18 protein-coding genes are annotated in these 20,973 nt (G+C 65.3%); 11 read left to right on the top strand and 7 right to left on the bottom strand.

Features of this window, described 5'->3' with window-relative positions; translation table 11 throughout:
• Positions 1 to 53: 53 nt before the first annotated feature.
• Entirely contained in the window at positions 54 to 2,228 is a 2,175-nt protein-coding gene (dnaX, locus tag ACE3P9_RS01465) for a DNA polymerase III subunit gamma/tau (RefSeq protein ID WP_374491231.1), read from the bottom strand.
• Between the two features lie 191 nt (positions 2,229 to 2,419).
• On the opposite strand from dnaX, the gene ACE3P9_RS01470 reads away from it, so the two are divergent.
• The 3 genes from ACE3P9_RS01470 (at position 2,420) to ACE3P9_RS01480 (ending at position 5,561) form a co-directional block, all read left to right on the top strand.
• Complete coding sequence (locus ACE3P9_RS01470; protein ID WP_374491233.1) at positions 2,420 to 3,580, top strand: L-lactate dehydrogenase; 1,161 nt, start codon at positions 2,420 to 2,422, stop codon at positions 3,578 to 3,580.
• Positions 3,581 to 3,754: 174 nt separating this feature from the next.
• Complete coding sequence (locus ACE3P9_RS01475) at positions 3,755 to 4,231, top strand: SPOR domain-containing protein (RefSeq protein WP_374491235.1); 477 nt, start codon at positions 3,755 to 3,757, stop codon at positions 4,229 to 4,231.
• An 82-nt stretch (positions 4,232 to 4,313) separates the two neighbouring features.
• Positions 4,314 to 5,561, top strand: coding sequence for a DNA polymerase IV (locus ACE3P9_RS01480; protein WP_374491237.1), 1,248 nt, complete (start codon positions 4,314 to 4,316; stop codon positions 5,559 to 5,561).
• Positions 5,562 to 5,621: 60 nt separating this feature from the next.
• Here ACE3P9_RS01480 and ACE3P9_RS01485 read toward each other — a convergent pair whose 3' ends face one another.
• The 6 genes from ACE3P9_RS01485 to ACE3P9_RS01510 form a co-directional block, all read right to left on the bottom strand.
• A complete protein-coding gene (locus tag ACE3P9_RS01485) occupies positions 5,622 to 7,043 on the bottom strand; it encodes an NAD(P)(+) transhydrogenase (Re/Si-specific) subunit beta (RefSeq protein WP_374491238.1) in 1,422 nt (473 codons plus the stop codon).
• Positions 7,040 to 7,378 (bottom strand): NAD(P) transhydrogenase subunit alpha, encoded by a 339-nt coding sequence (locus ACE3P9_RS01490; RefSeq protein WP_374491240.1) that lies wholly within the window; start codon positions 7,376 to 7,378, stop codon positions 7,040 to 7,042. Before ACE3P9_RS01490 ends, ACE3P9_RS01485 begins: the two co-directional genes overlap by 4 nt.
• A 2-nt stretch (positions 7,379 to 7,380) precedes the next feature.
• Entirely contained in the window at positions 7,381 to 8,529 is a 1,149-nt protein-coding gene (locus ACE3P9_RS01495; RefSeq protein ID WP_374491242.1) for a Re/Si-specific NAD(P)(+) transhydrogenase subunit alpha, read from the bottom strand.
• A gap of 226 nt (positions 8,530 to 8,755) precedes the next feature.
• On the bottom strand, positions 8,756 to 9,613 hold the full coding sequence (gene queF / locus ACE3P9_RS01500) for an NADPH-dependent 7-cyano-7-deazaguanine reductase QueF (RefSeq protein WP_374491244.1): 858 nt from the start codon (positions 9,611 to 9,613) through the stop codon (positions 8,756 to 8,758).
• 3 nt (positions 9,614 to 9,616) lie between these two features.
• Positions 9,617 to 10,399 carry a peroxide stress protein YaaA gene (gene yaaA, locus ACE3P9_RS01505; protein ID WP_374491246.1) on the bottom strand — a complete coding sequence of 261 codons (783 nt, stop codon included), beginning with the start codon at positions 10,397 to 10,399 and terminating at the stop codon, positions 9,617 to 9,619.
• Positions 10,400 to 10,483: 84 nt separating this feature from the next.
• Complete coding sequence (locus ACE3P9_RS01510; RefSeq protein ID WP_374491248.1) at positions 10,484 to 11,434, bottom strand: L-lactate dehydrogenase; 951 nt, start codon at positions 11,432 to 11,434, stop codon at positions 10,484 to 10,486.
• 265 nt (positions 11,435 to 11,699) lie between these two features.
• Between ACE3P9_RS01510 and ACE3P9_RS01515 the strand changes: the two genes are divergently transcribed.
• From ACE3P9_RS01515 to ACE3P9_RS01550, 8 genes are all read left to right on the top strand, one after another.
• Entirely contained in the window at positions 11,700 to 12,530 is an 831-nt protein-coding gene (locus ACE3P9_RS01515; protein ID WP_374491251.1) for a sulfite exporter TauE/SafE family protein, read from the top strand.
• 22 nt (positions 12,531 to 12,552) lie between these two features.
• Complete coding sequence (locus ACE3P9_RS01520; protein WP_374491253.1) at positions 12,553 to 13,443, top strand: MBL fold metallo-hydrolase; 891 nt, start codon at positions 12,553 to 12,555, stop codon at positions 13,441 to 13,443.
• Positions 13,444 to 13,840: 397 nt separating this feature from the next.
• On the top strand, positions 13,841 to 16,759 hold the full coding sequence (locus tag ACE3P9_RS01525) for a valine--tRNA ligase (protein ID WP_374491256.1): 2,919 nt from the start codon (positions 13,841 to 13,843) through the stop codon (positions 16,757 to 16,759).
• A gap of 128 nt (positions 16,760 to 16,887) precedes the next feature.
• On the top strand, positions 16,888 to 18,462 hold the full coding sequence (gene ilvA / locus ACE3P9_RS01530; protein ID WP_374491258.1) for a threonine ammonia-lyase, biosynthetic: 1,575 nt from the start codon (positions 16,888 to 16,890) through the stop codon (positions 18,460 to 18,462).
• A gap of 188 nt (positions 18,463 to 18,650) precedes the next feature.
• Positions 18,651 to 18,920 (top strand): hypothetical protein, encoded by a 270-nt coding sequence (locus tag ACE3P9_RS01535; protein ID WP_374491260.1) that lies wholly within the window; start codon positions 18,651 to 18,653, stop codon positions 18,918 to 18,920.
• 20 nt (positions 18,921 to 18,940) lie between these two features.
• Complete coding sequence (locus ACE3P9_RS01540) at positions 18,941 to 19,270, top strand: NGK_0946 family protein (protein WP_374491262.1); 330 nt, start codon at positions 18,941 to 18,943, stop codon at positions 19,268 to 19,270.
• 137 nt (positions 19,271 to 19,407) lie between these two features.
• Positions 19,408 to 20,259: an adenosylcobinamide-GDP ribazoletransferase gene (locus tag ACE3P9_RS01545; RefSeq protein WP_374491264.1), complete on the top strand. Its 852-nt coding sequence runs from the start codon at positions 19,408 to 19,410 to the stop codon at positions 20,257 to 20,259.
• Positions 20,260 to 20,281: 22 nt separating this feature from the next.
• The gene (locus ACE3P9_RS01550) at positions 20,282 to 20,959 is read left to right on the top strand and encodes a histidine phosphatase family protein (RefSeq protein ID WP_374491266.1); all 678 of its coding nucleotides are present in this window, start codon (positions 20,282 to 20,284) and stop codon (positions 20,957 to 20,959) included.
• The last annotated feature ends 14 nt before the right edge of the window (positions 20,960 to 20,973 follow it).

Below are 20,973 nucleotides of genomic sequence, written 5' to 3' on the forward strand. Positions count from 1 at the left end.
GCGGAAAAGGGGAAATGGAGCGGGCAGCACGCAAGGCGTGGGGTGCCTCGCGGTCAATGTCGGTCGGGGGCCGTACCCTTGGCGGCTGGCGGAGCATCAGGCGCGTAGCCGATGCTGGCCATGTCGGGCTGGGCTCCGAAGTCGCGCATCATAGCCTGTACGAAGGGATGGGCGCGGAAAATGGCTTCTGCCTCCTGCCGTTCACGCCGCCGGGCTTCGGCCAGGCGCAGCGCAGGGGTGTCGACCACGCGTCCCAGCTCGATGCGCACCTGCACGGTGTGCCCCAGCTGGGCCAGGGCCTGCTCGAGACGCTTGCGGCTGGCCTCATGCTGCAGGGTCTCGCTTTCGACGCGGATGCTCCATACGTCAGCCCCGCCGTCCTCTGTGGCCTGCGCCATGAGCTGGGACTGGAGGAGCAGCTCGCGGGCAATGCCGGTCAGCAGTCCGTCCTCAAGTACCTGGCCTGCCACGCTGTGCCAGACGTCGCCCAGTTCGGTGGGCAGCACCCGACGTGCAGCGGGGGCAGATGCCTCCGGTGCGCCCGATGCGGAAGGCGGCGGCGCGCTGCAGACTTCGCGTGTTGCAGCGGGCTGCATGCGGGGAGGCGGCATTTCGACCACGGGCAAGGCCAGACTGGGCTCTGCGGCATCCGACGCCTCCGGCGCAGAAGAACGCGCAGACACGGTACGGGAAGGTGACTGCGCGGCAGAAGGCTGCGCAGAGGGAGCAGCAGACGCTGCGGCAGCAGTGGGGACTGCCTCGTCGGCCTGTGCCTCGGGGGGCAGATCCTCCCAGGGAGGAACGGATACAGGGGCTTGCACTGCGGCGGCCGCCTGCCTGCGCACGGGGGAGGCTACCGGGGAGGCAGGCGCGGCCAGAGATGCAGCCGACACTGCCGACGGCTGCACAGAAACCCGGGGAGCCTCGGGTGCCTTGGGCGAAAGCACAGGCGCATCCACGGGCAGATCGATGGGCTCGGCACCAGCTGTCGGCGGGATCGGTGCCGGCGAAGATGCAGGAACAGATGCAGGAGGACTGGACTCAGGCCGGTTCAGAGTTTTTTTTTCAGCCTGCGGGGCCGCCGTGGGAAGCGCGGCGGAAGGGTGCGTGCCGGCCGGCTGCTTGAAGGCGAGCAGGCGCAGCAGCACCATGACCAGGGCGGCATATTCGTCGGGCGCCAGACCAAGCTCCTGCCGACCGTGCAGGCAGATGCTGTAGAGAAGCTGGGTTTCATCGACAGGCATGTGGCCTGCCAGACGCTGGATCTCGACCTCGTCGGGATTGTCGGGATCGGCCTGTGCACCGGGGGCCATCTGCCAGACCGCCATGCGCTGCAGCACGCGGGCCATGTCTTCTAGGGTATGGGCAGCCGACAGGCCGTGCATGCGCAGGGCATCGATCACCCCGAGCACCTGGGCAGCCTGGCCATCGGCCAGCGCACCGAGAAGCTGGAAGACATAGCTGGAATCCACGCTGCCGAGCATCTGCCGAACGGCATCGAGCTGCAGGCCTTCATGCCCCTGACCGGCGCTGAAGGCGATGGCCTGGTCGGTGAGCGACAGGGCATCCCGCATGGAACCCCGCGCCGCCCGCGCGAGCAGATGCAGGGCGCCTGCATCTGCGGGCACTTGCTCGGCGGCAAGCACCTTCTGGAGGTGGGCCAGCACGGTCTCTGTCGCCATGGGGCGCAGATTGAACTGCAGGCAGCGGCTCAGCACCGTGACGGGCACCTTCTGCGGATCGGTGGTGGCCAGCACGAACTTGAGGTATTCGGGCGGTTCCTCCAGCGTCTTGAGCATGGCGTTGAAGGCGGTGTTGGTGAGCATGTGCACTTCGTCGATCATGAAGACCTTGAAGCGCCCCTGCACCGGCTTGTAGATGGCCTGTTCGAGGAGGCCCTGCACCTCGTCGACGCCGCGGTTGCTGGCGGCATCGAGCTCGATGTAGTCGACGAAGCGGCCGGCATCGATCTCGCGGCAGGACTGGCACACGCCACAGGGAGTGGCGGTGATGCCACCCTGCCCGTCCGGCCCCGTGCAGTTGAGCGACTTGGCCAGAATCCGGGACACCGTGGTCTTGCCCACCCCGCGCGTGCCGGTGAACATGTAGGCATGGTGCAGGCGCTGCGTCGTGAGGGCATTGGTGAGCGCCTGCACGACGTGCTCCTGCCCCACCATTTCGGAGAATGTCTTGGGACGGTATTTGCGGGCGAGCACCAGATAGGACATGCGCGCCATTCTACTAGGCTGGCCGCATGGACCGTGCCCGACCTGCGCACACATGACCGGCAGCGGGCTGCTCGCGCCGCCATCCAGAAGAGAGAAGGATGTGCCGCACGGGGTCTGCGGCGTTACGATCGGAAGCTTTTCATGCCGGATCGGAGCACAGGCCCGCGATCCCCTTCCTTCAGGAATATTCCATGTCCGACATCATCACCTGCATCGAAGACCTGCGCGTGCTCGCGCGCCGGCGCGTTCCCCGCATGTTCTATGACTACGTGGATGCCGGCTCATGGACCGAGGGCACCTACCGCGCCAATGAGGCGGACTTCCGGCCCATTCAGTTCCGCCAGCGCGTGGCCGTCAACATGGAGAACCGCTCCACGGCCACCACCATGCTGGGCCAGAAGGTGGCCATGCCCGTGGCCCTGGCCCCTACCGGACTCACGGGCATGCAGCATGCGGACGGCGAGATCCTGGCCGCACGGGCCGCCATGAAGTTCGGGGTGCCCTACACCCTCTCGACCATGAGCATCTGCTCGATCGAGGATGTGGCAGAGGGCACGAACGGACATCCGTTCTGGTTCCAGCTGTACGTGATGCGGGATCGCGGATTCATGCGCGACCTGATCGACCGCGCACGGGCCGCGAACTGTTCCGCGCTCGTGCTGACGCTCGACCTGCAGGTGCTGGGCCAGCGCCACAAGGACATCAAGAACGGGCTGTCCACCCCGCCCAAACCCACTCTGGCCAACCTTCTCAATCTGGCTACCAAGCCACGCTGGTGCATGGGCATGCTCGGCACGAACCGCCGCACCTTCCGCAACATCGTGGGCCACGCCAGGAACGTGAAGGATGTCTCGTCGCTGTCCGCGTGGACAGCCGAGCAGTTCGATCCCACCCTCAACTGGAAGGACGTGGAAGAAATCCGCAGCTACTGGGGCGGCAAGCTGATTCTCAAGGGCATCCTGGATGTGGAAGACGCCCGGCTGGCAGCGGACAGCGGAGCCGATGCCCTGATCGTGAGCAACCACGGAAGACGCCAGCTCGATGGCGCGCGCAGCTCCATCAGCGCCCTGCCCTCCATCGTCGACGCCGTGGGTGACCGCATCGAGGTGCACATGGACGGGGGCATCCGCAGCGGGCAGGATGTGCTCAAGGCCCGTGCCCTAGGAGCACGGGGGGTCTACATCGGGCGCCCCTTCCTGTATGGGCTCGGCGCCATGGGGGAAGCCGGGGTGACCAAGGCGCTCGACATCATCCACAACGAGCTCGACATCAGCATGGCCTTCTGCGGCCACACGCAACTCGAACAGGTGACCCGGGACATTCTGCTGCCCGGCAGCTACCCGCTGCCCTGAAGCCGTTCCTCTCCGCGTCTGCAGCCCAAGGCGCCGTGTACGGGCGCCAGGTGTGGCGCACCGGACGCCCGCGCGGCACAATAGCGCCACCCAGCCGCGCGGCCTGCGGGTGTGTGCCCGTGCCCCGGCTCTCCATTCCGAACCTCCCTTCTTCCTTCAGGAAAGTCCTCCATCATGGCGTTGTTTCCCTTCTCCGTTTCCCGTCTTCGACTCTCTCTGTCGGCTGGCCTGACTCTGGCCGCTCTGGCTGCACTGGCTTCGGGGTGCACCACCATCAACCTGCCGGCCGCCGACGGCGCTGCATCGGCGGGCACCCCCGTGGTCGATGCGAGCATCCGCAGCGAAGGCAATGGGGAAGCGGGTGCCACCACGAGCCCGGTGGCTCCCGAAGCCCTGGATGCACGGAACGCCGCTCCCCTGAACGGCATGTTCCTGCAGACCGGCGCCTTTTCCAGCCAGGCCAATGCCGATCGTGCCGCCGATGCCCTGCGCAACAAGGTGCCCAGCCTGTCGGCCAAGGTGAGCGTGGCTCCGCATGGCGCACATTTCCGCGTGCTGGTGGGACCGTTTGCCAGCGAACGCGAGCGCCTCGATGCCCGCGCCACCCTGCGCAGCCATGCCTCCATGGAGGCCATCAACGCCGCTCCGTGAGCCCGATCCGCCGGATCCTCGATTCTGCATGCTTCCCCGTGGCGCCCACGGCAGCGGCGCATCCTTGCGGCCGACCGGCAGCATGAGCGACTCCTCCCTGCCGTCCCCGCTCCCCGCAGCCTCCGGGCAACGACGCATTGCCCATCTCGACATGGACGCGTTCTTTGCCTCGGTGGAGCTGCTGCGCTATCCGCAGCTTCGGGGACTGCCGGTCGTCATAGGCGGGCGCGGCACCGACGCCGACCTGGCTCTGCAGGCACGCTACCGGAACCAGCCCGAAGCCATTCCTACAACGGCCTTTGCCCAGCTGCGGGATTACGTGGGCCGGGGCGTGATCACGACAGCCACCTATCCGGCCCGCAGCTTCGGCGTGGGATCGGCCATGGGTCTCATGAAGGCGGCCCGGCTGTGTCCCGATGCCATCCTGCTGCCGGTGAGCTTCGACCGGTACCGCGACTACTCCCGGCGATTCAAGTCGGTCATCACCTCGCTGGCTCCTGTCATGGAAGACCGCGGCATCGACGAGGTCTACATCGACTTCGGTGCTGCACCAGGCGGAACCGAGGACGGCGGACGCGTACTGGCTCAGCGCATCCAGCGCGGCATTCTGGAAGCCACGGGGCTGACCTGCTCCATCGGGGTGGCCCCCAACAAGCTGCTCGCCAAGCTGGCGAGCGAGTTCGACAAGCCCAACGGCATCACCATTCTGCAGCCCGATGACCTGCCGACGCGGGTCTGGCCCCTGCCCTGTCGCAAGCTCAATGGCATCGGGCCCAAGTCCGATGCACGGCTGGCGGCACTGGGCATTGCCACCCTGGGAGACATCGCGGCCCGGCAACGCCAGTGGCTGGTGGAACACTTCGGAACCAGCTACGGCGCATGGCTGCATGAAGCGGCCTGGGGACGCGATTCCCGCCCACTGGTGATGCACAGCGAGCCGGTGTCGGTGAGTCGGGAAACCACCTTTGCCCACGACCTGCATGCCGTGCGCGACAAGGCGGAACTGGGCCGCATCTTCACCGCACTGTGCGAACGGGTGGCCGCCGACCTGAACCGCAAGGGCTACAAGGGCCGCACCATCGGCATCAAGCTGCGCTACCCCGACTTCCGCATCGCCACCCGTGACCAGACCCTGACGCACTACACCGACAGCGCCCAGGAAATCCGCCGCATGGCGGGGCGCTGTCTCAAGCGCGTGGACCTGAGCCGCCCCTTCCGGCTGCTGGGGGTGCGGGTGGGACACCTGCTGCCTGCCCAGGAAGCCGACGCAGCCAACGCCGAGCAAAACGTCTGCCACACGCGCGATCTCTTCGAGGAAGCCTCCCACTGATCCCGCCCTGGCGGACGGAGGGGGCCGCCTGCGGCCGCGCTCAATCCGCTCATCCCTCCACTACTCCAGTGCCTTGAGCATGGTGTCGATCACCTTCTTGGCATCGCCAAAGACCATCATGGTCTTGTCCATGTAGAAGAGCTCGTTGTCCAGCCCTGCGTAGCCAGTGGCCATGGAACGCTTGTTGACGATCACGGTGCGGGCCTTGTAGGCGTCGAGAATGGGCATGCCGTAGATGGAGCTTCCCTTTTGCAGGGCAGCAGGGTTGACCACGTCGTTGGCGCCCAGGATGAGGGCCACGTCGGTCTGCGCGAACTCGCCGTTGATGTCATCCATCTCGAACACTTCGTCGTAAGGCACCTCGGCCTCCGCGAGAAGCACGTTCATGTGCCCCGGCATGCGCCCCGCCACAGGGTGAATGGCGAACTTGACGCTCACGCCCATGGAGGTGAGCTTCTTGGCCAGATCGGCCACCGCAGTCTGGGCGCGCGCCACGGCAAGGCCATAGCCCGGCACGATGATGACACTGCTCGCAGTGGACAGCACGTAGGCCGCATCTTCGGGGCTGCCCGACTTGACACTGCGCTGCGGGGCATCGCCCGCTGCTGCCGACTCGGCGGTGCCGCCGAACCCGCCGAGAATCACCGACACGAAGGAACGGTTCATGGCCTTGCACATGATGTAGCTCAGGATCGCCCCCGAGCTGCCCACCAGCGACCCTGCCACGATGAGCATGGGGTTGTCGAGCGAGAACCCGATGCCCGCCGCTGCCCAGCCCGAATAGCTGTTGAGCATCGACACCACCACCGGCATGTCTGCCCCCCCGATCGGAATGATGAGCAGCACACCCAGCGCAAAGCCGAACAGGGTGACGAGCGTGAAGGCAATCACGCTCTGCGTGACGGCAAACAGCAGCAGGAAGAACAGGGTGGCCACCGCCAGCCCCAGATTCACCCATTGCTGGTTCGGAAACGTGACCGGGGCCCCCTGGAACACACGATACTTGTACTTGCCCGAGAGCTTGCCGAAGGCGATCACCGAACCGGAGAACGTGATGGCTCCGATGAGCGAGCCCAGAGCCAGCTCGATGCGGTTGCCCATGGGAATGAGATCCACCCCCTGCGCCACCCCGAATGCATGCGGCTCGGCCACCGTGGCCGAGGCAATGCACACGGCCGCCAGGCCGATCATGCTGTGCATGAAAGCCACGAGCTCGGGCATCCTGGTCATCTCGACGCGCCGTGCCATCACCGTGCCGACCGAGCCGCCCACCAGCAGGCCGAGCACCACCCAGCCCAGCTGCCAGGGACTGTGCGCCAGCCGCACGATGAGGGCACAGGTGGTCACGATGGCGATGCCCATGCCCACCATGCCGAACAGATTGCCCCGGATGGCCGTGCGCGGATGGCTCAGTCCCTTGAGCGCCTGGATGAAGCAGACGCTCGCCACAAGATACAGGAGGGTTGCAAGATTGAGGCTCATGCGTGGTCCTCCCCGGTGGCTTCGGGCTTTGCGGCGGCTGCGGGACGGTCCTTCTTGCGGAACATCTCCAGCATGCGCCGGGTGACCAGAAAACCGCCGAACACGTTCACGGCAGCCAGCGCCACTGCCACCACCCCCATGAACTTGGGGAAGATGCCGGAAGGCACGGCAGCCGCGATCATGGCACCCACGATCACGATGGCCGAGATGGCATTGGTGACCGCCATGAGCGGAGTGTGCAGGGCTGGCGTCACGTTCCATACCACGTGGTAGCCCACGTAGATGGCAAGCACGAAGATGATCAGATTGGTGATGGTGGGAGAGAGGGTGTCCATGGTCATTTCCTCCGGATCTGGCCGTCCTGGGTCATCAGGCAGGCTGCCACGATGTCGTCTTCGAGATCGATCTTCAGGCCCGCCTGGGCAGGTGTTTCCCCGCTGGCCGGAAGCACCAGCCGCAGGAAGTTGAAGACATTGCGCGCGTAGAGTGCACTGGCATCCGCCGCCACGCGGGCGGGCAGGTTGGTTTCGCCAACGAGGGTGACCCCGTGGGCCTGCACCACGCGACCCGCCTCGGTCAGCACGCAGTTGCCGTCGATGCCAGCAGGCCCCTTGCCTGCGGCCATGTCCACGATGACCGACCCCAGCTTCATGGATGCCACCATGTCCTCGGTCACCAGCGTGGGCGCTGCCCGGCCGGGAATGAGCGCCGTGGTGATCACCACATCGGCCTGGGCCACCCGCCGGGCCACCTCGACCTTCTGGCGATCGAGCCAGCTCTGGGGCATGGGACGGGCGTAGCCTCCTGCGCCTTCGGCAGCCTCGCGCTCCTCGTCGGTCTCGTAGGGCACATCGATGAAGCGCGCTCCCAGCGATTCGACCTGTTCCCGCACGCTGGGGCGCACGTCGCTTGCCTCGATCACGGCCCCCAGGCGCTTGGCTGTGGCAATGGCCTGCAGCCCCGCCACACCCACTCCGAGCACGACCACACGCGCCGCCTTGACGGTACCGGCCGCCGTCATGAGCATGGGAAAGAAGCGCGGATAGTGCTCTGCCGCCACCAGCACGGACTTGTAGCCCGCGATGTTGGCCTGGCTGGAGAGCACGTCCATGTTCTGGGCACGGGTGGTGCGTGGAGCAGCTTCCAGGGCAAAGGCAGTCAGCCCCGCTCCTGCCAGCTGTTCCAGCCCCGCGCGGTCGAAGGGATCGAGCATGCCCACCAGGGCAGCTCCCCTGCGCATGGCGGCAAGCTCCTCGGCTGCTGGGCGCCGCACCTTGAGCACCAGATCGGCCGACAGGGCAGAGGCTGCGTCCACCAGGGCAGCCCCCGCTTCGCGATAGGCGGCATCGGGGATGCCCGCAGCCAAGCCGGCACCGGCCTGCACGCAGACCTCGTGCTCGGCCGCCACATACTTCTTGACCGTCTCAGGGGTGGCGGCCACACGGGTCTCGCCGACCAGGGTTTCCAGAGGAATTCCAATGCGCACGCTTGCTCCTCAGTCTGGGAGGACTTGGCCTCCTGCCCTCCCGTCATGCCAATGGTGCGGCAACTGCCGCCCCACGGCGCACAGCAACCCGCCATCACCCCGGGAGGGAGATGTACATATTTGTAACTCTAGCAGAGATTGTCCCGGTCCCATCGTGCAGCGGCCGCAGCTCCCGGGGAAAATCCCGATACGCCCCACAGCCCTCACCGGCACCGTGCCGGCTGGGTCACTGCCGCGCGGTGCGTGCAAGGGAGGGCATGGCCTGCGGATGGCTGCTGCGCCAGGGGTTGATGTCGAGCCCCCCACGGCGGGTATAGCGCGCATAGACAGACAGCCGAACCGGCTCGCAGCGCCGCCAGATGTCGGTGAAGATGCGCTCCACGCACTGCTCATGGAACTCGTGGTGGTTGCGAAAGCTCACCAGATAGCGCAGCAGTCCCTCGTGGCTGATCTGGGAGCCGCTGTAGGCAATCTGCACGCTGGCCCAGTCCGGCTGGCCTGTCACCAGGCAGTTGCTCTTGAGCAGATGGCTCGTGAGAGTCTCGGTGACCATGCCCTCTTCGGGCCGGGTGACGAGCAGGTGCGGGGCAGGCAGGTAGTCGGTGCACTCGCAGTCCAGGCGGTCGAGACTCAGGCCGGAGAGCTCATGCAGCTCCTGCTGGTCGAACTGCTCGGGAGTGACGAGGCGTACGCCGATGCTGGCGTCCATGGTAGGCGCGCCGCGCCAGACGGCTTCGTTCACATCCGCGAAGATGCGCGTGCGCACTGCTTCGGCATCGACAAAGACGCTGTTGTTGAAACTGTTGAGGTAGAGCTTGAACGACTTGCTCTCGATGATGTGCGGTGTCTCGCAGGGAATGTGCACCTGCAGAATGGCCACCTGCGGCTTGCCGCGCGGATTGAGCCAGCTCAGCTCGTAGCCGGTCCACAGATCGGCCCCGATGAAGGGCATGCGCCCCGTGAGCCCGATCTCGATCCGCTTGGGCTCGCGTGGCAGGGGAAACAGCAGGCCGGGATCATAGGCGTCGGCATAGGCCGAGCGCTTGCCGAGTTCGGACTGTTCGGGGGTGTGACGGATTTCCATGGCTCAATCCTCCAGCCGGCGACGAAACACCAGGCGATCCGGCCCCGACGCCGGCGCGTCATAGGCATAGCCTTCGCGGTCAAAGCTCCGGAGCCCTTCGACCGAGGCGACGCGGTGTTCCACGGCATGGCGCACCATGAGCCCACGCGCCCGCTTGGCGTGGAAGCTGATGATCTTGTAGCGTCCGCCCTTGAAGTCCTCGAACACGCACTCCACCACGCGCGTCTTCAGGGCCTGCAGGTCCACCGAGCGGAAATACTCCTGCGAGGCCAGATTGACCAGCACGCGCCCTGCCTCGGGTTCCTGCGCCAGGCGCTCACGCAGGTAGCGTGCGATGCGATCGCCCCAGAACTGGTAGAGATCACGGCCACGCGGATTGGCAAGGCGCGTGCCCATTTCGAGGCGGTAAGGTTCGAGCAGATCGAGCGGGCGCAGCACGCCGTAGAGGCCGCTCAGGATGCAGAGGTGCTGCTGCAGCCAGTCGAGCTGTGCGCCGTCCAGGCTGCGGGCATCCAGGCCCTCGTACACATCGCCATTGAACGCCAGCACGGCCGGGCGGGCATTGTCGGGGGTCGCCTGTTTGCTCCAGACGGCATAGCGTGCCACATTGAGGGTGGCGAGCTTGTCGCTGATGTGCATGAGCTCGGCGAGCTGTTGCGGGGACTGGTCGCGCAGCACCTGCACCAGTTCTGCCGCCTGATCCATGAACAGGGGCGCGCTGTGGGCGGAAGTGGCAAGAGGTGTCTCGTAATCCAGAGACTTGGCAGGAGATACAACGAAAAGCATGGCAGAAGGCAAATGGGCAGGACGCTCCGCAAGAGGCCTGCCCACCCGGCGCCCGGTGTTCCGGGCATCAAGACTCCCCGGCCATCAGCCGTCGAGCCCCGTCTCGACCTTCACCTGGTCGATCACCTTGCGCAGCAGGTCTGCGGAATGGGCCAATTGTGCCAGCTCGTCGGGCAGCAGGGGGTAGCGCAGCACCCGCTCGATGCCCTGTGCATTGACGACACAGGGCACACTGAGCACCACGTTGTTCAGGCCGTACTCGCCATTGAGCTGGGTGCCCACCGGCAGCACGGAATGCTCGTTGATGGTGATGGCCCGGATGATGCGGAACACGCTTGCGGCGATGCCGTGGTTGGTGTTGAACTTGCGCCGGAAGATCTCGATGCCGGCCTGCTTGACATCCTCCAGCAGGGCCGCCTTGTCGAACGGAGGCATGCCATGGGCCACACAGTAGTCGTCGATCGACAGGCCGGCGATGTTGGCAATGCTCCAGGGAATCGTGGCACTCATGCCATGCTCGCCCATGACCATGCCGAAGACGTTCTTGGGATCGAGCCCCACACGGTCGCCCAGGATCTTCATGAGTCTCGCCGTGTCGATCACGCAGCCCGCACTGATGACGCGATCCGGCGGATAGCCGGTGTTGCTGACGATGAAGTGCGCCAGCACGTCGCACGGGTTGGTCACGATGATGAGGATGGCGTCCGGCGCATAGTGTTCGAGCTCCCGCGCGATCTCCACGCAGATGCCCGAGTTGATCTGCGCGAGCTCCTGGCGGTCCTGCCCCACCTTGATCTGCGCGCCTGCCGTGATGATCACGACATCACTGCCAGCCGCATCGGCATAGTCGCCTGCCACGATGTGCGTGTTCTTCGAGAAGGCCAGCGCACTGGTATGGCTGAAATCGAGTTGTTCGCCTTCGCTGCGGTCACGGTTCTTGTCCACCAGCACCAGCTCGCGGCACTCACCCATGGTAAGGATGTAGCTGCAGACCGCCACACCGACGGCCCCCGCTCCGATCACAGAGATTTTCATTGGTCATGTACTCCATTGCGGGGCCGGATCAGCCAGTCCGTGCACCATGCACGGGTACTGTGCATGCTCCGGCCCCACGCGGGGATGGTAGCAACAAGCATTCCAGTCCGCGGCCGCCGCCGCAAGCCTGCAGGACACTCCCCGGAAACAGACCGTAAGGTTCCGACACACCATACAATATATTTATTAATATAATGATTGCCATGCGCATCGTTTCCTTGCTTTTCTCTTTTCCATCCTCTCTCCCTTTCCTGCGGGCACGCACATGACGCTGCATCTCACCAGCATTCTTCTCGGGCTTGGCATCGGGGCCGTCATGGGACTGACCGGCGCCGGAGGCGGCATTCTGGCCATACCGGCTCTGGTGCTCGGCTCAGGACTGGGCATGGTCAGCGCCAAGCCGGTCGCCCTGGTAGCCGTCTCTCTCGGCAGCGCCCTGAGTGCAGCCGATGGGCTGCGCAGGGGGCTGGTGCGCTACAAGGCAGCCTTCTACATGGTGTTGCTGGGTGCCTTGACCGCGCCTGTGGGGCTGTGGCTGGCGCACCAGGTGTCCCCCGAACTGCTCGCCCTGCTCTTCAGTGCCATCATGCTGTTCGTGGCATGGCGAACATGGCGCAGCACGCTGGCGCGGCATGCTGCCCAGGCCCACACCGTCGATGCCCCCTGCCGCCTCGACCCGGCAACCGGGCGCTTCTGCTGGACGCCCGCCTGCTTTCTCACGCTCGGAAGCATCGGCGCGGTGACGGGGCTGTTCACCGGCATGCTGGGCGTGGGAGGCGGATTCTTCATCGTGCCCATGCTGCAGCGCTATACCAATCTCACCCACCACGGCATCGTGCTGACGTCGCTGGCGGTCATTGCGCTGGTGTCCGGCACCACGGTCCTGCAGGGCACGCTGCATGGCTCGACCTCCATTCCCCCCGAGGGATGGTATTTCATCGCCGCCACGGCCGTGGGCATGCTCGCCAGCCGCATGGTGGCCCACCGCATCCCGCACACCCTGCTCAAGCGCGGCTTTGCTGCCCTGGTGCTGCTGGCCACCGTGCTGCTGCTGATGCGCACCTTTGCCCCCCAGTGGCTGCCCATGGCGGCCTGATCGCCCCCACAAGGAGACAAGCATGGCCCCTCAGGTCGTCGTTACCCCCTTCTTCGACAGCTTTTCAAGCACCTTCAGCTACGTGCTGCATACCGGTCCGGGCAGTGCCTGCGCCATCATCGACCCGGTGCTCGACTATGATCCCAAGGCCGGGCGCACCGGCACCCACAGTGCCCAGCGCATCGTCGACCATGTACGTGGCCTTGAGCTCGATGTGCAGTGGATCATCGAGACACACGCCCATGCCGATCACCTCACCAGCGCGGCATGGCTGCACGAGCAGGTGGGGGGTACCGTGGTCATCGGCCAGCCGATCACCACCGTCCAGCGCACGTTTGCCGGCATCTTTCACCTGCCGGAGCTGGCCTGCGACGGCAGCCAGTTCGGGCGACTGATGTCCGATGGGGACCGCATCGCCCTGGGACCGCTCCAGATCGAGGCCCTGCATGTCCCGGGACACACCCCGGCCGACATGGCCTATCGCGTACACACGCCGACCGGACAGGCCGATCTGGTGTTCGTCGGCGACACGCTCTTCGCGCCCGATGCCGGCACGGCACGCTGCGACTTCCCGGGCGGCAGCGCGCAGGACATGTACCGCTCGGTGCGTCGCCTACTGTCCCTGCCCGCCGATACGCGCATCATGCTCTGTCACAACTATGCCGAGGGAGTGGCAGCCAACCCCGCCGCCTACTGCGAGAACACGGTGGGCGAACACCGCCGATACAACATCCACGTGCATGACGGCATCGCCCTGGAAGCCTTCGTGTCCATGCGCCAGACCCGCGACGCCACGCTGGACATGCCCCAGCTCATCCTGCCGGCCGTGCAGGTCAACATCCGCGCGGGCCACCTTCCGGCCGCTGAATCCAACGGCACCCGCTACCTCAAGATCCCCCTGAACGTGCTGTGACGCCCTGCGGGATTCCCGGCCGCCTCGCCCCGCCTGCACACCCGGGCGCCCACGGCAGACGGCCTGAGGCACGGGGTTCGCGAGGCCGAACAAGACGCCCGGGAGATGCATCCGCTGCTCCCACGTCTTAAAATCGTTCCTTCACGACACAGTTTCCGTGCGGAAGCCAGTCCTGGCACATGCCCCCTGGCGCTCTGGCACGCCCGGGCCATTGCCTGTGATGGCGGGTTCAATGCCCCTGCAGCCCCATCGGCACAGGGGGTGTCCTGCATATGCAGATGACACCCGGCGCCGCCCCCATCCCGAACTGCCGTCCCCTGGAATTCATTGCCCGTCGGCCTGCCTTGGCAGCAGGACGGGTTCGTCGCACGCCTCTCTCCATTCCATCCGATTCATCATGACCGAAGCCCTGCAACAACCTGCGCTGGCCGCACTGACCAAATCCTTCGAACCCGCCGCCATCGAGGCCCAATGGGGCCCCGAATGGGAGCGTCGCGGCTATGGCCATGCAGGTTTCCGCGGCACCGGCCGCCCCGATGCCGATGCCGCTGCCCGCCAAGAGAACTTCGCCATCCAGCTCCCGCCGCCCAATGTCACCGGCACGCTGCACATGGGGCACGCCTTCAACCAGACCATCATGGACAGCCTCACGCGCTACCACCGCATGCGCGGCTTCAACACGGTCTGGATTCCCGGTACCGACCACGCGGGCATCGCCACCCAGATCGTGGTGGAACGCCAGCTCCAGAGCGCGGGCACGAGCCGCCACGACATGGGCCCCACCCCCACGGAAGCCCGCAAGAACTTCATCTCCAAGGTCTGGGAATGGAAAGAGGAAAGCGGCAGCACCATCACCACCCAGATGCGCCGCATGGGCGACAGCGTGGACTGGAGCCGCGAATACTTCACCATGGACGACAAACTCAGCCGGGTGGTCGTCGACACCTTCGTGCGTCTGTACGAACAGGGCCTCATCTACCGCGGCAAGCGCCTCGTGAACTGGGACCCCGTACTCAAGTCGGCCGTGTCCGACCTGGAAGTGGAAAGCGATGAGGAAGACGGGTTCCTGTGGCACATCGCCTACCCGCTTTCCGATGGCAGCGGCAGCCTCACCGTCGCCACCACACGCCCCGAAACCATGCTGGGTGACGTGGCCGTCATGGTCCACCCCGAGGACGAACGCTACAGCGCCCTCATCGGCAAGACCGTGCGCCTGCCGCTCGTGGGACGCGACATCCCCGTCATCGCCGACGCCTATGTCGACCGCACCTTCGGCACCGGCGTGGTCAAGGTCACCCCGGCCCATGACACCAACGACTATGCCGTGGGCCAGCGCCACCAGCTGCCCATGATCAGCATCCTCGCACTCGATGCCACCGTCAACGACAACGCCCCCGAGGCCTATCGCGGCATGGACCGCTACGTGGCACGCAAGGCGGTGCTGCGCGATCTGGAAGCCCTGGGCGTGCTCGTGCAGACCCAGAAGCACAAGCTCATGGTGCCGCGCTGCGCCCGCACCGGTGCCGTGGTCGAGCCCATGCTCACCGACCAGTGGTTCGTGGCCATGAACACGGTCGGCAAGGGAGACGCCACCGGCAAGAGCATCGCCCAGAAGGCCATCGATGCCGTGCAGGGCGGCGCCGTCCGCTTCGTGCCCGAAAACTGGATCAACACCTACAACCAGTGGATGAACAACATCCAGGACTGGTGCATCAGCCGCCAGCTCTGGTGGGGGCACCAGATTCCCGCCTGGTACGACGAGGAAGGCCAGGTCTACGTCGCCCGCACCGAGGCCGATGCGCAGGCACAGGCTCCCGGCCGCACCCTCACGCGTGACCCCGACGTGCTCGACACCTGGTACTCCTCCGCCCTGGTGCCCTTCAGCAGCCTGGGCTGGCCCGACGCACTGTCCCAGCAAGACCCCCTCAAGGACTACGACCTCTACCTGCCCAGCACGGTGCTCGTCACCGGCTACGACATCATCTTCTTCTGGGTCGCCCGGATGATCATGATGACCACCCACTTCACCGGCCGCGTCCCCTTCCGGCATGTCTACATCCATGGCCTCGTGCGCGACGCACAGGGCAAGAAGATGAGCAAGTCCGAAGGCAACGTGCTCGACCCGGTCGACCTCATCGACGGCATCGAACTCGCCCCCCTGCTCGACAAGCGCACCCGCGGCCTGCGCAAGCCCGAAACCGCTCCCCAGGTCCGCAAGGCCACCGAAAAGGAATTCCCCGAGGGCATTCCCGCCTACGGTGCCGACGCCCTGCGCTTTACCTTTGCCGCACTGGCCAGCCTCGGCCGCAGCATCAACTTCGACAGCAAGCGCTGCGAGGGCTACCGCAACTTCTGCAACAAGCTCTGGAACGCCACCCGCTTCGTCCTCATGAACTGCGAAGGCCACGACTGCGGCCTCGTGCACCCGAGCGGAGCCGAAAAAGTCTGCGACCGGACCTTCAAGACCTTCACCCCTGCCGACCGCTGGATCGTCAGCCGCCTCCAGCGCGTGGAAGCCGAAGTCGCCCGTGGCTTTGCCGAATACCGTCTCGACAACGTGGCCAACGCCCTCTATGACTTCATCTGGAACGAGTTCTGCGACTGGTACCTGGAAATCGCCAAGGTCCAGATCCAGACCGGTGACGAAGCCTGCCAACGCGGCACCCGCCATACCCTGATCCGCACGCTGGAAACCCTGCTGCGCCTCGCCCACCCCGTCATTCCCTTCATCACCGAGGAACTCTGGCAGAAGGTGGCCCCCCTCGCCGGCCGGACGGGAGATTCCGTGAGCGTGGCGGCCTACCCCGTCAGCAACCCCGAGAAAATCGACGAATCCGCCGAGGCCCACGTCACCCAGCTCAAGCACATGGTCGACGCCTGCCGCAACCTGCGCGGTGAGATGGGCGTCTCTCCCGCCCAGCGTCTGCCGCTCTATGCCCTGGCTGCCGGCCCCGACAGCGCAGCCTTCCTCGCGCAGACGGCCCCGGTGCTCAAGGCCCTGGCCAAGCTGGGCGAAGTCCGCGTCTTCGACGATGAAGCCACCTGGCAGACCGCAGCCCAGGCCGCTCCCGTAGCCGTCGTGGGCGAAGTCCGCCTCGCCCTCTTCATGGAAATCGACCGCGATGCCGAACGCGCCCGCCTGGGCAAGGAAGCCACCCGCCTCGAAACCGAAATCGCCAAGGCCAACGGCAAGCTCTCCAACCAGAACTTCGTCGCCAAGGCCCCGGCCGCCGTCATCGAACAGGAACGTCAACGCGTCGCCGACTTCGGCGCCACCCTCACCAAGATCCGCGAGCAATTGGCCCGTCTGGGTTGACGCCACCGCCCTGCACGGCGTAGCCTGAGAGATACTGTCCGTTTCCTGACAGGAAGACGGACCCTTTCTCGACGGTTGCGCCGTTTTTTTTCATTTTTTGCATCTTCCGAACCGCTCACATGGACACCATGGCCTCCCCCTCCACCTCCTCCGCGCTCGCCCCCCTCACCGTAGACGACTACCTCAGGAAGATCCTCAACGCCCGCGTCTACGACGTGGCCCACGAGACCCCCCTCGACCACGCCCGGAACCTGAGCCGCCGCCTGGGCAACACCGTGCTGCTCAAGCGCGAGGACCAGCAGCCCGTCTTCAGCTTCAAGCTGCGCGGCGCCTACAACAAGATGGCCCAGCTCTCGCCCGAACAGCTCAAGAAGGGGGTCATCTGCGCCTCCGCCGGCAACCATGCCCAGGGCGTTGCACTGGGTGCGCGCAAGCTCGGCACCCGCGCCGTCATCGTCATGCCGACCACCACCCCGCAGCTCAAGATCGATGCCGTCAAGGCGCTGGGCGGCGAAGTCGTGCTCGCCGGCGAAAGCTACAGCGATGCCTATGACCAGTCCGTCAAGCTGCAGCAGGAAGAAGGCCTCACCTTCATCCACCCCTTTGATGACCCCGACGTCATCGCCGGGCAGGGCACCATCGCCATGGAAATGCTCCAGCAGCTCCAGGGACTGCCCCACCGCAACCTCGACGCCGTGTTCGTCGCCATCGGCGGTGGCGGCCTGGCGGCCGGCATCGCCAGCTACATCAAGGCCGTGCGCCCCGGCATCAAGGTCATCGGCGTGCAGATGAACGACTCCGACGCCATGCTCCAGTCCGTGCAGGCAGCCCACCGCGTCACCCTGCATGATGTCGGCCTTTTCTCTGACGGTACCGCCGTCAAGCTCGTGGGTGAAGAAACCTTCCGGCTCTGCCGCGAGCTTCTTGACGACTACGTCGTCGTCAACACCGATGCCGTCTGTGCCGCACTCAAGGACATCTTCGTCGACACGCGCAGCATCGTCGAACCGGCCGGCGCCATGGGTGTGGCCGCCATCAAGCAGTATGTGGCCACCCACAAGTGCAAGGGCCAGACTTTTGCCGCCGTTCTCTGCGGCGCCAACATGAACTTCGACCGCCTGCGCTTCGTGGCCGAACGCGCCGAAATGGGCGAGGAACACGAAGGCCTGTTTGCCGTCACCATCCCCGAGGAGCGCGGCAGCTTCCGCCGGCTGTGCGAGCTCATCGCCAACATGGGCGGCGCCCCGCGCAACGTCACCGAATTCAACTACCGCATGCGCAGCAGCGAAAAGGCCCACGTCTTCGTCGGTCTGAGCACCCACGGTCATGGCGAAAGCGAAAAGATTGCCCAGAAATTCATCAAGCAAGGCTTCAGCACGCTCGACCTCACACACGACGAGCTCGCCAAGAGCCACATCCGCTACATGATCGGCGGCCTCAGCGACGTGGCCACCGACGAGCGGCTGCTGCGCTTCTTCTTCCCGGAACGTCCCGGGGCCCTAATGAAGTTCCTGCATCTGATGAATCCCGACTGGAACATCAGTCTTTTCCATTACCGCAATCAGGGTGCTGACTCCAGCCAGGTACTCGTCGGGATCCAGGTTCCCGCCCGTGATGCTGCCGATTTCCAGGCTTTTCTCGACACGCTCGACTATCCCTACGTCGAGGAAACCGACAGCCCGGTCTACCGCATGTTCCTGTAAGGCTTACACTGCGGCGTCATCGCCACATAGATGAGAACTTTAGGAGTCTTCAGCACAAACATACGATCCTAGGTATTCAAAACATCCTTCTGTCGCTAGAATGTATACATCGGTAATCGGTGAAACGTATTTTTTCGTTCTCTCGTATGCATCGATGTTCTCACATACCCCCATTGGAGCAGCGACAGATGGTTCTCGACAAAGTCCTCCTCGTGACGGCATGCGCCGCATTGGTCAGCGGATGCACCGGCATTTCCTACGGAGACCGCCACCTTCCCCCGGTGGACCAGGCCGCCATGAATGCCGACAGTGCCCGCATCCAGCAGTCCGAACGCACCGAGCGTGCCGAACTGCGCAAGGAGCGACGTGAAGAGATGATGGACGCGGCCGACGCCATCCATCGCGCCCGCGGAGATGTGGCGCCCGTCTATGTGGCGCCTGTGTACCTGATTCGTTAATTGACTGGAGACTCCTTCTCATGAAAAAACTCATCCCGATCTCCGCAGTGCTGCTGTCCACGGTGCTGACGGGCTGTGCCACCGGCGGTTCGGTGGGCGACTACGCCATGGGCGACGATTCCGCCGCCATCAAGCAGGGGCGCAACAAGGAATCCGCGCAGCTCTCCGTCGCCGAGCTCCGCCAGCACCGTCGCCAGCGCCAGAATACTTCCGAGGAGCTGGCCCTCGAAGCCCAGAAGCGCCAGGCCAAGCGTGATGAGATCAACGGCACTCTGGCCACGGTCAACAACGGCCTGATGACCACCAACGGCGTGATCGGTACCGTTCGCAACCTGCGCTGGGGCTTCTGATCCGCACTTTCCACCGCAGAGCCCAGGGGCTGCCTTCATCGGCAGCCCTTTTTTTGTTTTAGGATTCCGGAGGTGAGGGGGTTTCCTCCTCCCCAAGGAAAGGCAGTTCTCCCGCCCTTCATCACGGATGTCCTCCCATGAACCTTCTGGCACGCCAACTGGTGCTGGCCCTGCAGTTTTTCACCCGCATTCCACTTCCAGGCGCACTGGTCACATGGGCGGGGTATACCCCGGCACTCATGCAGGCATCGCTGTGCCATTTCCCGGCCATCGGCTGGATCACGGGGGCGCTCTCCGCAGGCTGTTTCCTGCTCACCCTGCATCTGTGGGGGGCCCCGGTCCTGACCATGGCCGCTCCCTCGCTGCTCATGCTGCTGGCATCGCTTGCAGCCGTTCTGTGCAGCATCTTCGTCACAGGTGCCCTGCACGAGGACGGGCTGGCCGATGTGGCCGATGCGCTCGGCGGTGCAGCCAGCCCCGCCCGTGCGCTTGCCATCATGAAGGATTCGCGCGTGGGAAGCTACGGTGTGCTGGCTCTCATCGCCAGCCTGGCGCTGCGCGTGCTCCTGCTGGCGTGCATGGGCATCGTGCAGCCCTTTCTTGCCGTCTGCGTGATCGTCGGCTCCCACGTCATCTCGCGCTTCTTTCCCCTGCTGCTCATCCGCCTGCTGCCCTATGCCCGCACGGATGACTGCTCCAAGACCGTGCAGGCCATGGGCGAGATGCATGCGGTCTCCCTGTGGTCGGCTGCGCTGTGGTGCCTGCCGCTGGCCCTGTGCTACTGGCTGCCCCAGGGCGCGTGGCTGGTGGCCATCCTGGGCGTGGCCACGCTGGCGTCCGCAGTGGCTGCATGGGCCATGTACGGATGGTTCCGCAAGCGGCTCGGCGGCTACACCGGGGATTGTCTCGGGGCCACCCAGCAGGTCTGCGACATGGTTTTCCTGGCCGCCGCACTCACGGCCATGCTCCGGGCCATGGGCCAGCTCTGAGCCCTGCCTGATCAACATGTCCATGCACCAGCAGACTGGGCCTTTACCCCTTTCAAGCCCATTGTGGCTGCTGCGCCATGCACGCCCCTGCATTGCACCGGGAATCTGCTACGGCCAGCACAATGTCGAAGCCGATCCCAGCCACACCGAGGAAGCCGCCCTTGCCATGGTGCAGGCCGTGCTGGATCATCGCAGCGCCCAGCCGGATGTCTGGCACGCACCGCTCCGGCTGATGGCATCTCCGCTCGGCCGCTGTCGACAGCTTCAGGAGGCACTGGCGACACGACTACAACCGCTGGGCATCCCTGTGACCTGCTCCTGCGATGCACGTCTCGCGGAAATCCATTTCGGCACCTGGGAAAACCGCCCCTGGTCCGACATCACACCGCAAGAATGGGCGCTCTGGATGGCCTCCTTCATGGATTTTCGCCTCGGAGGCAAGGGCGAAACCGTTCGCGAGCTGATCTCCCGCGTCTCCGAGCTGGCCATGGCACACCAGCGCTGCCGGATACCCACCATCTGGATCACCCATGCAGGCGTCATGCGTGCCACAGCCCTGTTGTGGCAGACCGGATTCGATCCGCTCCGCGACACGCTCACCGCAGCACAATGGGCAGGCCTGGAGGCCGCCTCTCCTGGAGGCTACCGGCTCATGGCTCCCAGTGTTCCGCCGAATCCCCTCATGAACGCCAGGGAGTAGAGCGGAACCTGTCC

Source organism: Allobrachymonas sp. (assembly GCF_041912815.1).
Lineage (GTDB): Bacteria > Pseudomonadota > Gammaproteobacteria > Burkholderiales > Burkholderiaceae_C > Brachymonas.

Bases quoted from the DNA above. Each gene is read 5' to 3' on its own strand.
- ACE3P9_RS01520 (WP_374491253.1), top strand. From the start codon at position 12,553: ATGGCCCCTCAGGTCGTCGTTACCCCCTTCTTCGACAGCTTTTCAAGC.
- dnaX (WP_374491231.1), bottom strand. From the start codon at position 2,228: ATGTCCTATCTGGTGCTCGCCCGCAAATACCGTCCCAAGACATTCTCC.
- ACE3P9_RS01490 (WP_374491240.1), bottom strand. From the start codon at position 7,378: ATGGACACCCTCTCTCCCACCATCACCAATCTGATCATCTTCGTGCTT.
- yaaA (WP_374491246.1), bottom strand. From the start codon at position 10,399: ATGCTTTTCGTTGTATCTCCTGCCAAGTCTCTGGATTACGAGACACCT.
- ACE3P9_RS01475 (WP_374491235.1), top strand. From the start codon at position 3,755: ATGGCGTTGTTTCCCTTCTCCGTTTCCCGTCTTCGACTCTCTCTGTCG.
- ACE3P9_RS01485 (WP_374491238.1), bottom strand. From the start codon at position 7,043: ATGAGCCTCAATCTTGCAACCCTCCTGTATCTTGTGGCGAGCGTCTGC.
- ACE3P9_RS01545 (WP_374491264.1), top strand. From the start codon at position 19,408: ATGAACCTTCTGGCACGCCAACTGGTGCTGGCCCTGCAGTTTTTCACC.
- ACE3P9_RS01470 (WP_374491233.1), top strand. From the start codon at position 2,420: ATGTCCGACATCATCACCTGCATCGAAGACCTGCGCGTGCTCGCGCGC.
- queF (WP_374491244.1), bottom strand. From the start codon at position 9,613: ATGGAAATCCGTCACACCCCCGAACAGTCCGAACTCGGCAAGCGCTCG.
- ACE3P9_RS01540 (WP_374491262.1), top strand. From the start codon at position 18,941: ATGAAAAAACTCATCCCGATCTCCGCAGTGCTGCTGTCCACGGTGCTG.
- ACE3P9_RS01550 (WP_374491266.1), top strand. From the start codon at position 20,282: ATGCACCAGCAGACTGGGCCTTTACCCCTTTCAAGCCCATTGTGGCTG.
- ilvA (WP_374491258.1), top strand. From the start codon at position 16,888: ATGGCCTCCCCCTCCACCTCCTCCGCGCTCGCCCCCCTCACCGTAGAC.
- ACE3P9_RS01525 (WP_374491256.1), top strand. From the start codon at position 13,841: ATGACCGAAGCCCTGCAACAACCTGCGCTGGCCGCACTGACCAAATCC.
- ACE3P9_RS01480 (WP_374491237.1), top strand. From the start codon at position 4,314: ATGAGCGACTCCTCCCTGCCGTCCCCGCTCCCCGCAGCCTCCGGGCAA.
- ACE3P9_RS01510 (WP_374491248.1), bottom strand. From the start codon at position 11,434: ATGAAAATCTCTGTGATCGGAGCGGGGGCCGTCGGTGTGGCGGTCTGC.
- ACE3P9_RS01535 (WP_374491260.1), top strand. From the start codon at position 18,651: ATGGTTCTCGACAAAGTCCTCCTCGTGACGGCATGCGCCGCATTGGTC.
- ACE3P9_RS01515 (WP_374491251.1), top strand. From the start codon at position 11,700: ATGACGCTGCATCTCACCAGCATTCTTCTCGGGCTTGGCATCGGGGCC.